Source organism: Frankia sp. CgKIO3, assembly GCF_977946435.1.
The window spans coordinates 7,350-20,463 of record NZ_CDWTMO010000064.1 but is presented as its reverse complement, the minus strand read 5'-3'; the positions used below and the strand labels follow the sequence as shown (position 1 = coordinate 20,463).

General features: G+C 71.7%; 8 protein-coding genes and 3 pseudogenes. 4 read left to right on the top strand and 7 right to left on the bottom strand.

Annotated features, from left to right (window positions below):
- The 7 genes and pseudogenes from AC08OJ_RS09695 to AC08OJ_RS09665 all read right to left on the bottom strand — a co-directional run.
- Nucleotides 1-1,546: allantoicase (locus AC08OJ_RS09695; protein WP_476595550.1), on the bottom strand; the 1,546-nt coding region annotated here is incomplete at its 3' end.
- Between the two features lie 246 nt (nucleotides 1,547-1,792).
- Nucleotides 1,793-3,154: pseudogene (allB, locus tag AC08OJ_RS09690) on the bottom strand (allantoinase AllB).
- A pseudogene (gene pucD, locus AC08OJ_RS09685) lies at nucleotides 3,151-5,488 on the bottom strand (xanthine dehydrogenase subunit D). The pseudogenes allB and pucD overlap by 4 nt, the downstream one beginning before the upstream one ends.
- The gene (locus AC08OJ_RS09680) at nucleotides 5,485-6,075 is read right to left on the bottom strand and encodes a (2Fe-2S)-binding protein (RefSeq protein WP_476595549.1); all 591 of its coding nucleotides are present in this window, start codon (nucleotides 6,073-6,075) and stop codon (nucleotides 5,485-5,487) included. The pseudogene pucD and the gene AC08OJ_RS09680 overlap by 4 nt, the downstream one beginning before the upstream one ends.
- Nucleotides 6,072-6,959 carry an FAD binding domain-containing protein gene (locus tag AC08OJ_RS09675; protein ID WP_476595551.1) on the bottom strand — a complete coding sequence of 296 codons (888 nt, stop codon included), beginning with the start codon at nucleotides 6,957-6,959 and terminating at the stop codon, nucleotides 6,072-6,074. The genes AC08OJ_RS09680 and AC08OJ_RS09675 overlap by 4 nt, the downstream gene beginning before the upstream one ends.
- Before the next feature lie 388 nt (nucleotides 6,960-7,347).
- Complete coding sequence (locus AC08OJ_RS09670; RefSeq protein WP_476595548.1) at nucleotides 7,348-9,141, bottom strand: adenine deaminase C-terminal domain-containing protein; 1,794 nt, start codon at nucleotides 9,139-9,141, stop codon at nucleotides 7,348-7,350.
- A 199-nt stretch (nucleotides 9,142-9,340) separates the two neighbouring features.
- The gene (locus AC08OJ_RS09665; protein WP_476593366.1) at nucleotides 9,341-9,493 is read right to left on the bottom strand and encodes a hypothetical protein; all 153 of its coding nucleotides are present in this window, start codon (nucleotides 9,491-9,493) and stop codon (nucleotides 9,341-9,343) included.
- 442 nt (nucleotides 9,494-9,935) lie between these two features.
- Between AC08OJ_RS09665 and AC08OJ_RS09660 the strand changes: the two genes are divergently transcribed.
- The 4 genes and pseudogenes from AC08OJ_RS09660 to AC08OJ_RS09645 all read left to right on the top strand — a co-directional run.
- A complete protein-coding gene (locus AC08OJ_RS09660) occupies nucleotides 9,936-10,238 on the top strand; it encodes an urease subunit gamma (protein WP_476593365.1) in 303 nt (100 codons plus the stop codon).
- On the top strand, nucleotides 10,235-10,615 hold the full coding sequence (locus tag AC08OJ_RS09655) for an urease subunit beta (protein WP_476593364.1): 381 nt from the start codon (nucleotides 10,235-10,237) through the stop codon (nucleotides 10,613-10,615). Before AC08OJ_RS09660 ends, AC08OJ_RS09655 begins: the two co-directional genes overlap by 4 nt.
- A complete protein-coding gene (locus AC08OJ_RS09650; RefSeq protein ID WP_476595547.1) occupies nucleotides 10,612-12,339 on the top strand; it encodes an urease subunit alpha in 1,728 nt (575 codons plus the stop codon). Before AC08OJ_RS09655 ends, AC08OJ_RS09650 begins: the two co-directional genes overlap by 4 nt.
- Nucleotides 12,340-12,712: 373 nt before the next feature.
- A pseudogene (locus AC08OJ_RS09645) lies at nucleotides 12,713-13,114 on the top strand (hypothetical protein); the annotation flags it as partial.

Below are 13,114 nucleotides of genomic sequence, written 5' to 3'. Positions count from 1 at the left end.
CACCGGTGATCAGGCGCCGGATGCGCAGGGCCGTGATCTCGGCCTGCTGACCGGCCGCGATGCGCAGCTCGTCCGCGGGATCGTTGTCCAGCCGTGCCCGTAGCAGAGCGAGCATCTCCTCCGCGTCGCGACCCGCCGCTCGGACCAGGAAGATGTAGCCGAAGCGCTCCTCGTAGGCCGCGTTCCCCTGCTCGAAGGCCGCCCTGACCTCCGCCGTTGCCCGGTCCATCGCCGCCTGCTCCCGTCGGGGGGCGTCGAGGGACACCACGGTCGCTCTCGCCGTGGTGGGCGGGGCGGGCGTGTGGGCCGGGCGCTCCCCGATCCGGGGATGCGCGGTGAACGCCTCCAGCCAGGCCGATTCGGGCAGGTTCCACCATTCCTGCTCGGCGGCCGACAGCAGGGCCGCGAGGGTCCCGAAGGGCCGACGGGCCGCCACGGCCGCGGCCCAGTCCTCGGACTCGCAGCAGGCCAGCAGCTCCTCGGGAGCCGCGTCCGGGGACAACGCGTCGAACCAGCGCATCGCGAGCGTCTCCCGCCCGACGGGCGTCGGAGCGCCGGTGAGCCGCAGCCTCGCCAGCCCGCCGTCGGGTATCGCGTCGACCCGCACGTGGGTGGCCTGAATCGGGACCTCGAGGTCGAAAAGGTGACGGGTGTTCGGCTGCACCCGGGTCCGCGGCAGCATCGGGTACCACTCGGTGATCGCGGTGACGTTGTCGGGATCAAGAAGGTCGGGGTTGTCCGCCGCCCAGAGGGCCACCGCCCGAGGCGCGTTGCCGCGGAAGTGCCGGGTGTCGACCTCGGCCCGCACGATCGTGCCCTGCGTCGCGAGCCGGACCACCGCCCAGTCGTGGCCGTCCCCACGGCGCCGCCGGGTCTCCCAGCCCTCCCCCATCGCCCGGGCCTCACCCGAGGCGTTCAGGTTGTGGCGGTCACCGTAGTGCATGTCGCTGGCGGCCACCACGACGCCGCCCAGGTAGGCGGCGGCGAGATCGGAGGTGACCCGGTCGAACATCCGGGGATCCGGCACCACCGTGCCATGCACGCGCAGCCGGGCGACTCCGCCATCCGGGTGGATGGTCAGGCGCAGATGGGTGATGCGGGTCCGGCCCTGATCAGCCACCGGCAACACGTTGACCGCGTCCGGCGCGATCGGCGTCCGCGGCACCAGCGGGACCCAGGCCACGGACTCCTCGGCGACCTCCGCCGCGGAGGGATACCCGGGCAGGGTGGCGCCGTGCACCTCGACGGCCCCGGGAGCGTTGCCGGTGAAGTGGGTGGTGTCCACGGTCACCGCGTGGGCGATGCCGGGTGAGCCCAGCCGGATGATGGCCCAGTCGGATCCGGGCAGATCCCGCCGCCGACGGGTCTCCCAACCGTTGGTCCACTGGCCCCGTTCGGTGAACACGCCCGGCCGCACGATCGGCGGTTCGGGCAGCAGCATCCGTTCGGCGAACGCGAAGAACTCGTCGTTGACGGCCACGACCGTACCGCCGAAACGGGCCGCCGCGAGATTGACAAGATTCGTCAGGTCGGGCGCGTCGCTCATCGGATCCTTCCATGGGGTCAACCGGCCGTACGAAACCGGGCCGTTCGCGTGTCGTCGGATGGCCGCACGGCCCGTCACCACCGTGCGGACCGGATCAGGTCAGGACGGGACGATGTGTTAGCGGGGCGCAAAGCGTACTTCGGGCCTGCTCCCTCGGGCATGGTCCGCGTCGGTGGGTGCATCGGATCACATCCGTGGGGAGGGCTCCGGTACGCCGGACGGTCCCGTGGCCCGGCCGGGTAATGCCTACCTCTCTAATAGCCGCCCCCGCGGGGGACGATCCCCGTCCGCTCGCCACCCCCGCAGATAGGTTGCCCGCACCACCCCGTTCAACACGCGTCCGGCATAGGGGGTGAGCGGGTGGCGGTGCCGCAGCATCGAGGGCTCCATCAGGAACGACGCATCCGGGTCAAAGACCACCAGATCGGCGTCGGCGCCGATCGCGATGCGCCCCTTGCCAGCCAGTCCTACCAGGTCGGCCGGTCCGGCGCACATCCAACCGACGACGTCGGTGAGGGTGTGCCCCCGCGCCCGGGCCTGAGTCCAGACCGCGGGTAGCCCGATCTGGACAGACGCGATGCCACCCTACGCCGCCGCGAAATCACCGGTGTCGAGCTGCTTCAACGCGGGAGTGGACGGCGAATGATCAGTGACGATCCCGGCGAACAGGCCCTGGGACACCCCGTCCCACAACCGGTCCAGATTCCTGCTGTCCCGGATGGGAGGTGCGCACTTGAAGACGGTGGCTCCGTCGGGGACCTCCTCGGCCGTGAAGGTCAGGTAGTGCGGGCACGTCTCCACGGTCATCGGCAACCCCGCGTCCCGCGCCGTGAGCACGTCGTCGAGGGCATCGGCCGCCGCCAGATGCAGCACGTGCAGGCGGGCACCGGTGGCGGCGGACAGCGCCGCCAGCGCGGCCACGGCCTCGGTCTCCGCGGCCGGCGGGCGCGACGCCAACCAGCTGGCGAAGGCCCGCCCCACGGTGGGAGGTGCCACGGCGAGAACGGAGGGCGCCTCGGCGTGCACGACGGTGAGGGCCCCCATCCGGGCGGTACGCCGGGCGGCGGCCCCGAGGACGTCCATCGAGACGTGCGGGAACTCCTCGACCTCCGACGGGGCCAGGAAGGCCTTGAATCCGAAGACTCCGGCGCCGTGCAGGGCGGCCAGATCATCGAGGTTGCGGGCGTCGGCGCCGATGATGCCGCCCCAGAAGCCGACGTCAACGGCAACCTGGCCGGCCGCCACCGCGCGTTTGGCGGCCAGCGCGGCGAGCGAGGTCGTCGGCGGAACAGAGTTCAGCGGCATGTCGATGATCGCGGTGACACCACCGGCCGCGGCGGCCCGGGTCGCGGTCGCGAACCCCTCCCACTCGGTCCGCCCCGGTTCGTTGATGTGCACATGGGAGTCGACCACGCCGGGAAGCAGAGCCAGGTCGCCGAGGTCCGTGACCAAGGTCCCGGGAGGGGTCTCGTCCGCGGCGGTGATCGCGGTGATCCAGCCGCCCGCGACGTGCACGGCTGCCGGGCGCTCGCCCCCGGGCAGCACGACCCGCCGTGACCGTAGCACCTGTGGCCGCTCCGGCAGGACGTCCGCGGTGGGCTCGTTCATGCCGCCGGAACACCTTGTCCCGGCGTCGTCGGGGGCCCGGTCGTCGGAGGGATGGCGACGAGGTCCTCGGGTCGCACCGGAACGCGCCGCAGGTCCCGTCCGACGGCGGCCCGGATCGCCGCGATGATCGCCGGGGTCGCGGTACAGGTAGGCGCCTCCCCCACGCCCTTCACCCCGTAGGGCGCATCCGGCTGCGGATGGGTGACGGCGACGAAGTCGAGGTCCGGGACGTCGGCGATGGTCGGCAGCAGATAGTCGTGAAACGTGGGGTTGACCACCATCCCGTCCACCGTGACCAGCTCCTCCATGACGGCGAGGCCCAGCCCCTGGGCAGTGCCCCCCTCGACCTGACCACGCAGCGCCAGGGGGGTTGAGCACCGTACCGCAGTCCTGGGCCAGCGCCATCGACACAACCCGCACGAGACCGAGGTCCACATCGACATCGACGACCGCGCGGTGCGCCGCGGCGGCGAAGGCCACGTGCGGATCGCCCTGTCCGTCGGCGTCCAGCGCGGAGGTACGCCGGTGGTGGAAGGTGTACTCCGCTTCAATCGGCCCGTCGGCCAGCGCCTCGGCGAGCGGGACCCGCAGCCCGGCCTCCACACCGACGATCTCCCCGGCGTTGATGGTCAGCGTCCGTCGAGGTGCCTCGACGACCTCCGCGGGCAGTCCCGCGACCCGGGCGACCCGGGCGAGCAGGCGATCGGCGACCGCGGCGCAGGCTCCGCGCACGGCGCCTCCGCTCATCCAGGTCTGCCGGGACGCGCTGGTCGATCCGGCGCTGCCGACCGCGGTGTCCGCAGGCGCCAGCACAACCTGTTCGACGCCGAGCTCGGTGCGGGCGATCTGCCCCGCGATCGTCACGAATCCCTGACCCATCTCGGCACACGCGCTGTGCAGCCGGGCCCGCACCGTTCCGTCCTCAGCCAGCTCCAGGCGGGCACGGGCGACGGAGGAGTCGTCCATGCCCTCCGAGAAGAGCAGGTTCTTGTAGGCCAGGGCGTAGCCGACCCCCCGACGGACCCGGCCCGGTTCGGCCGCGGTCGGTCGGCCGCCGGGCAACGCGGTCACCGCGACATTCGCCGGCATCGCCGGCGGGAGCGGACGCGAGGCCACCGCCTCGATGACCTCCCGCGCCGGCAGCGGTGCGCCCATCACCTGACCGGTGGGCAGCACATCCCCCGGTCGGACGGCATTGCGGACGCGCAGGCCCACCGGATCCATGCCGAGGGCGTCGGCCAGCCGATCCATCTGGGCCTCGTGACCGATGGTCACCTGCGGCACCCCGAACCCCCGCATGGCGCCGCACGGGGGGTTGTTGGTCCGCACGACGACTCCGTGCAGGTGGGCGTTCGGGACCCGGTACGGACCCGCGGCATGGGTGACCGCGTTCGCCAGCACCGCCGGCGAGGACGACGCGTAGGCACCGCCGTCCAGCACCAGCCGCGCCCGCACGCTGACCAGGTTCCCGTCGGCGGTGGCGCTGTGCTGGAACCACATCCGGGCCGGATGCCGGTGCGGATGGCCCAGGAAGGACTCGACCCGGTCGTAGGCGATCCGCACCGGAAGCCCCGTAGCCCGGGCGAGCAGGGCGCCGTGGATCTGAAGGGTGACGTCCTCCCGGCCGCCGAAGGCACCCCCCACACCGGCCAGGGCGAGCCGGACGAGCTCCTCCGGGAGACCGAGGCAGGCCGCGATCTGCTCCCGGTCCGAATGCAGCCACTGGGTCGCCACCCGCATGTCCACTCCACCATCGGCGGCCGACATCGCCAGGGCCGCCTCGGGAGCGAGAAACGCCTGGTCCTGCATCCCGACGAGGTAGTGGTCCTCGACCACCACCGGGCCGAGCGCGTCGGGATCGCCGTGGCGCAGCTCGATCTCGCGGTACAGGTTGCCCGCCGGATGCAGCGGCTCGGCATCCGGCTGCCATACCCGGTCGGGGTCGGTCGAAGGTGCCAGCGGCTCGTAGTCCACCTCGATCGCGGCGAGCGCCCGGCGCGCGGTCCGGACGTCGACCGCAGCCACGGCGGCGACCGGTTCCCCCGCGTACCGGACCTCGGTCGCGGCGAACACCGGCTGGTCGGCGACGATCAGCCCGTAGGTGGCCGTGCCGGGGACATCGGCGGCGGTCACCACCCCCACGACGCCGGGCAGCCGGCGCGCGACGCCGACGCCGACGCCGACGCGCCGGATCCGCGCCCGGGCATGGGGCGATCGCAGGGTGCGGGCATGCACCATCCCCGGAACACGCAGATCACCAACGTAGGAGAAGCTACCGGTCACCTTGTCCGGCCCGTCCGGACGACGCACCGAACGACCGATCCCCGGACTCATCGGCCCACCCCCCGGCGGGGCGGAGCAGGTGTATCCCCCGAAGGCAGGGTGCCCCGCTCAGCCTGCACTGTTCTGATGGCAGCGAGTATCCGGCCGTAACCGGTGCACCGGCAGATGTTGCCGGCCAACGATTCCCTGATCTCCTCCTCGTCCGCATCCGGCCGCCGGGTGAGCAGGTCCGTCACCGCGACCACGAACCCTGGGGTGCAGAAGCCGCCCTGCACGGCGCCCTCCTCGAGGAACGCCGCCCGCACGGCCCTGGCGGGTCCCGCCGTCCTCAGACCGGTAACGGTGATCACCTGGGCGTCGTCGGCGTCCGCGGCGAGCACCGTGCAGGACGCCACCAACCGGCCGTCCAGGAGAACGGAGCAGGCACCGCAGCGCCCCTGCTCGCACGCGTCCTTCACCGAGGTCACCCCGATGACGTCCCGCAGGACGGTGAGCAGGGAGTCCCCGATCCAGGCGCCGGCCACCGTGTGCAGGAAGCCGTCGACATGGAGGTGATACGGCGCGACGACACCGTCGTCCGGCCAGGACGACCCGGCCGGCGGTCCGGCCGGGACCTCCCCCGCGAAACGGGCGGTCATGGCCGGGCGTCCTGCCCGGCTCCAGGGTCCACCGGCGCCCCCGCGGCATCCAGGCATCGGGTGAACGCCCGGGCGGCCAGCACGCCGGCAGCATGCCGGCGGTAGTCGGCGGAGACCCGCGGACCCGCCGCGAGCTCCGGCCCGGCCCGCCAGACCGCTTCGCTCACCAGCTCACCGAACCGGCGGGCCGCCGACGAGGACGCAGCCCCTGCGGACCAGTCCACCTCGTCGTGTGCGAACCGCTCGGCGACGGTTATCCGGATCGGCAGCCGACCCACCCCCCCGATCGCGCAGGCCAGTCGATGGCGCATCCGGTCGACGAGGACGGCGCACGACACCAAAGCCTGGTAGGCGGCCTGCCTGCCCCCGATCTTGAGATAGCTCTGCGGTCCGGCCGGCCGCGGCAGCCTTACCGCGGTGACCAGGGCGTCGGGGGCGAGCCCGTCGGCGAGGAACGCGGGCAGCGTCATCCGGCCGGGTCCGCGCGGCGAGGCCACGAGGATCTCGGCGTCCGCGGCGGTGAGGAAGGTGAGCAGGTCGCCGGTGGGACGTGCCGAGCCCAGCGCGCTACCGACCGTGCCGAGGTTGCGGACCTGCGCGGAACCGATCACTCGGGCGGCGAGGGCGAGGCCAGGCGACAGTGACCAGCCCGCGAGATCGGTGTAAGTCACGCCCGCACCGACGGTGAGCGAATCCGCCCCGGCGCCGCGGACCCGCAGTTCCAGAACCCGGCGCAGGGCGACCACCGCTCCCGGCCGACGCTCGCCGGACCGGAGAGCGGGGACGAGATCGGTACCGCCGCCCAGCAGATCGACCGCCCTGCCGGAGTCACGGGCGGTGGCCAGCATCTCCACTGCCTCCCCTACCGTGCGTGGACGGAACATGACGGCCGTCGCACCGCTAGTCGTCACAGCGGCCTCCCCCGCCCGATCCGACCAGTGGTCCGACCAGTGGAAGGAAGCACGGGAGGGGACGACGCGGGAAGCCGGCCGGCGGCCCGAGGGTCGGACAGGCAGGCGGACGAACGCTGCATGAGAACCGACCATAACGGCGGAAGGTTACGTGGATGTTCATCGAGACGGACGCTCAGTGACGTAGTTCTGATCTTGCTTGGCGGCGGCGTTCATCACCTCACCTGCGCTATCTCACCTGCGTTATCGCCAGCTTCCACCCGCACCGACCCAGGCCGACACCCCAACCATCACTCAGCGTTACCTTACCGATGCTGGCGCGAACTGCGGAGAGGGAGGCGACAGGTTTGAGGTGGACATGTCAGGGCCGGGTGTAGAGGGCGCAGCCCCATCCGGCCAGCGTGCGCAGCGGGAACGGCAGCCGGCAGCCGAAATCGGCTGCGGCCGTGTCCACCGCGGCCAGCTCTCCCAGCACCGCCTCCCAAGGCGCGTCACTCATCACCCCGAGCAGGGGCAGCGCGCACGCCGCCCGCACCCAGCCCTGGTCGACCACCACATAGCCCCCGCCCATGCCCTCGAGGGCCCGGGCGGCGGTCACCATGTCGTCGTCCCGTGCCCCGACGACGATCAGATGCCCCGGCGGCTCCGCCGTCGTGACCGCGAGCGCGCCCCGGGTCAGCCCGCACCCGCGGAGCATCCCGACGTCGATCTCGTCCGAGGAGCCGTCCCGACCGAAAATTGCGATCTTGAGAAGGTCCCGGGACGGATCGGCCACCGCCCAGCCGTCCCGCAGGGCGGGTTCCACCCGCACGGTACGGAGCCCACGCGGGCGGGAGAGGTCGGAGACCTGGCCCGTCCCGGTCATCCGCAACGCCCGCGCTGGTCCACCGACGGGCGGCGCCGTCCCCGGGTCGCGAGGGGGATCGACGCTCACCACGACCACACTGGCATCTTGCCGGTGGGACCGTCGCAGGCCGGGTGATGTGAAGGAGCCGGCATGCAGGTTCGCCGGGAGTCGTGTCCGGCCGGTGGCCCAGGCGGGCGAGATGTCGAGGTTGTCGAACAGGAGTCGGCCGCATTCCGCGGCGATCCGGCCACCCGCCACCACCACGTCGGGCGGCGCGGTTCCGGCCAGGGAGGAGACGACCTGGAGATCGGCGAAGCGGGTGGGCGCGATCGACCCCAGGGTGGGTTCCAGATCGTGCCTGCGGGCGGGGAGCAGGGAGAACCGCCGGATGGCGTCGATCTGGCCCATCCCCCGACCGACCGCAAGTCGCACGTCGTGATCGAGATGCCCGATCGTGGCGAGCTCCGCGACCGATCTGGCCCTGCCCCGGACCGGCTCGGCCCCGCTGTCGGCCGCCCGCAGCAGACCGCCGGCCTCCGTGGCGGACGACTTGATGGGCGCCGCCCCTACCGAGGACAGCGCGGTCAGCGCGGAGGCGGGCGGTATCGGAGGCACCTCGACGACCGGGGCGGCGGGCGCCCCGGTCCCGGGAACCTGCCTCCCGGGAACCTGCCCCGCTCGGACCAGCACCCGCAACGGGGTCGAGGATCCCGTCACCAGATCCACACCGCGCAGACCGCCCAGCGCGACCAGGACGGCCGGGTCGGTCACCAGGGTGGCGGTTCCCCGCGGGACGATCAGGCGAGCCAGTTCTCCCGGAGTGAGCAGCGTCTCCTCGACGCGCAGGCCGGCGTCGACATAGGCCGGCAGGACGAATCTGCCGGCGGCGTTGAGCGAGCGCCGACCCGCCAACGTTCCCGGCTTCGTGACTGCGGCGATGTAGCACCCCACGATCAGGATGTCCCGCGCGGCCACGGCACCGCTGTGGACGGCGACGACAAGCCCACCGCGTACGACGAGGTCGGCCTCCTCCTCACCCGCGGCCACCCGACGCAGTCGAGCGAGCTGTGCCTCGGACGGATGCAGCAGGTCCGCGCCGACCACGGGTACCTGCCCGGTCGGACCAGTAGCCGCCGCCGGATCACGCGGGTCGGCCTCGGGAGCGGTGGTGGAGGAGGTCGTGTTCGACGCCGCCGTGCGGGCCGGGGTCGCCGATCGGTGGGGCGTGGCAGAGGAGACGGTCGGCTGGGGCGCCCGTCCGGACACCGTCATCAGCCGGAGTCCCCGACTGGAGCGTTCGGCGTTCATGGCGGCCTCTCGTCTGCCGGTCAGCACCGAGGCTGCACCCGATGGCGGCACGCCCGGAAGGGGATCACGTATGACCAACGGCGAAATCACCCCCATTACTTCCTTTACTCCAGAACAAGCCGGGTGCCCCCGGAGCCGGCGGACCAGCACCGCCCGCCGGGAGGGCGGCGATGGCGTGATTGTTGTTTGCCACGTGTCATTATCCGCCATGCGCCGGAGCCGGCCGGTAACGCAGGTGGAACACCATGTTGACCAGAGACGGGAAGAACACGGCGATCCCGGCGATCATGCCGACCGCGGCACGGCCCCGCCCGAAGACCAGTGCGAGCAACCGAACCCCTGTCAGCCTCATCCCGGGCGCACCCCCACCTGCCGGTCGGTCCGACCGGCCCGAGCGGTTCCCCGGACGTTAGAATTCGTAATGAAGTAATTAATTCAAGCCAATATGCGTCTTCGCAGGTCACGGGCTCGTGAGGACTCCGAAGTGAACAAGTTATTTCATTCCGAATCCTTAGAAAGGAGGCGTATCGGTCCCATCGCGCCCGGGTGAATTACCAGTAACTCCATTCTTGCTGTTGACGAAACCACACTCCCGCGGCGTCCCCGGCAATGTCGGGACGGAAACCTGGACGAAACTTTTCTTGGGTTTCGGGAGTGTCGCCGTTCACCTGACCGTCACATTGCACCCCGATATGCCCGACGAGCATCGGGGCCGGAGCGTCACCGGCATGTCGTGGACCGCGCCGAACCGAACCGGGCCGACGGCATTCCCCGGCCTGCTAGGCTTCGCATTCGTGCTGCTGAGCCCCCATGAACAGGAACGACTGCTGATCCATGTGGCGGCCGGGCTCGCCCGTGAACGGCGAGCCCGTGGGCTGCGGCTGAACCATCCCGAAGCGACCGCAATCATCACCTCGTTCCTGCTGGAGGGCGCGCGGGACGGTCGCAGCGTCGCGGACCTGATGAGCGCCGGGCGAACCGTGCTCACCCGGGATGACGTCATGGAGGGCGTGCCGGAAATGCTCGGCGAGGTGCAGGTCGAAGCCACCTTCCCGGACGGCACCAAGCTGGTCACCGTCCACCGGCCGATCCCGTGATCCCCGGGGAGATCCTGACCGGCGACGATCCCGTCGAGATCAACGCCGGACGCCCGGTACGCACGGTGCTGGTCCGTAACACGGGCGACCGGCCGGTGCAGGTCGGCTCGCACTACCACTTCGCCGCGGCGAACCCCGCTCTCGACTTCGACCGGGCGAGTGCCTGGGGCCACCGGCTCGCGGTGCCCGCCGGCACCGCGGTCCGCTTCGAGCCCGGCGTGGAACGCGAGATCGAGCTGGTGCCGCTGGCCGGCACCCGGGTCGTGCCGGGCCTGCGGCCGGAATCGGCCGGCCCGTTGGACGCCGCGAGCGGCACCCGGATTGCGGACACCGCGACGATCGAGGACATATCGGGCTTTCAGGGAGAGGGTTCGTGAGCCGACTCGACCGCCCCCGCTACGCGGCGCTGTACGGCCCCACGGCCGGCGACCGTATCCGGCTCGCGGACACCGACCTGTTCATCGAGGTGACAGAGGACCGCAGCCGCGGGCCGGCGGGCACCGGGACCGGCGACGAGGCCGTCTTCGGGGGTGGCAAGGTCATCCGTGAGTCGATGGGACAGTCCCTGGCGACCCGCGCCGAGGGTGCGCCCGACCTCGTCATCACCGGTGCCGTCGTTCTCGACCACTGGGGTGTGGTCAAGGCCGACGTCGGGATCCGCGACGGCCGGATCGTCGCGCTGGGTAAGGCCGGCAACCCGGACACGATGGACGGCGTCCATCCCGACCTGGTGATCGGGCCCGGCACCGAGATCATCGCCGGTAACGGAAAGATCCTCACCGCCGGCGCGGTGGACTGCCACGTCCATCTGATCTGCCCACAGCAGGTTCCGGAGGCGCTGGGCGCCGGCATCACCACGCTGATCGGCGGCGGCACCGGCCCGGCCGAGGGCACGAAGGCGACGACGGTGACGCCCGGATCCTGGAACCTGACGCGGATGCTGTCCGCGCTGGACGACTGGCCGGTCAACGTCGTCCTGCTCGGCAAGGGCAACACGGTCAGCGACGAGTCGATGTGGGAACAGCTGCGCGCCGGGGCGGCCGGCTTCAAGCTGCACGAGGACTGGGGGACGACGCCGGCCGCGATCGACGCCTGTCTGCGGGTCGCCGACGCCGCCGGCGTCCAGGTTGCGCTGCACTCCGACACCCTGAACGAGGCCGGCTTCGTCGAGGACACGCTGGCCGCCATCGCCGGCCGGGCGATCCATGCTTACCACACCGAGGGGGCCGGCGGCGGGCACGCCCCGGACATCATCACGGTCGCGGCCGCCGGCAACGTGCTGCCGTCATCGACGAATCCGACCCGCCCGCACACCGTCAACACCCTCGACGAGCACCTCGACATGCTGATGGTCTGTCACCATCTCAACCCCAGCGTGCCCGAGGACCTGGCCTTCGCCGAGAGCCGGATCCGGCCGTCGACGATCGCCGCCGAGGACATCCTGCACGACCTGGGCGCGATCTCGATGATCGGTTCGGACTCGCAGGCGATGGGCCGGATCGGCGAGGTCGTCCTGCGTACCTGGCAGACCGCGCATGTGATGAAGCTCCGGCGCGGGTCCCTGGCCGGCGACGATCGGGCCGACAACGCCCGGGCCTGGCGCTACATCGCCAAGTACACGATCTGCCCGGCGGTGGCGCACGGCCTGGACGCAGAGATCGGCTCGGTGGAGCCCGGCAAGCTCGCCGACCTGGTGCTGTATGATCCAGCGTTCTTCGGGGTGCGGCCGTCACTGGTCCTCAAGGGCGGGTTCATCGCCTGGGCCGCGATGGGCGATGCGAACGCCTCCATCCCGACCCCGCAGCCGGTGCTGCCCCGACCGATGTGGGGAGCCGCCCGTGGTCCGGCCGCCGCGTCGTCGTTGGCCTTCGTCGCCCCGGCGGCGATCGAGGACGGGCTGCCTGGACGGCTGGGGTTCGCCACCCCGGTGGTGCCGGTCGCGGATGTGCGCCGCCGCGGCAAGGCGGATCTTCCCGAGAACACCGCGACACCGGACATCCGGGTGGACCCGGACACGTTCACCGTCACGGTGGACGGTGAGGCGATCGAGGCGGATCCGGTGAGCGAACTCCCGATGGCCCAACGCTACTTCCTGTTCTGACGGCGGCTGTCCTTATGATCGCTCCTGCTGTGGGATCCGGAGCGTTCGCACTCCCACTCGTGGTCGTCGTTGTCCCATTCGGCGTAGTAGCCGGCCTGGCAGCGAGGCTTGGGCGGCCGGTCCTGGCCGCAGGAGGTCAGAACGGGAGACAGTGCGACCGCCACCAGCGTCACACCGGTCACGCGGGCGCGTAGGCGTCCGCGTCTCGACCGTGATCCAGACCATGATCCAGGCATCTCCCACCTCTTTCGGGGTCCGCCGAAGGGCTCCCGCCGAACGGGATGCCATCGCCGGCCTTGCTCGCATGATTCGGCGCTCGCGTGATCCGGCATCGACCGCCGGTGGCGAACTCTTCCACACCAGGGTGGGCAGCATGACGGACTTGTCGTCCGAACGACGGATGGACTTCGACCACACGACACCCGGTCATGACGGCGGAGCCTCGTGTGACAGCGATATCGCAGGTGAGGGCGATATCGCACGGGACGGCGGGACCGGGGACGAGGCTGGTCCGACCGGGCGATCCGGACGGCGGGCGACGCTGCTGGTCCTCGCGGACGGCCGGATGCCCACGGGAGGTCACGCCCACTCGGGCGGTGTCGAAGCCGCGGTGACGGACGGGAGTCTGGCAAACCTGGCCGACCTGGCGGCGTTCCTCGTCGGACGGCTCACCACGACCGGCCTGGTCGCCGCGGCCTTCGCGGCCGCGGCCTGCCGGGCCGGCACGCAGCCAGGTCCCGCGACGCGGGCGCCACGCACCGACCACGTCCCCGCC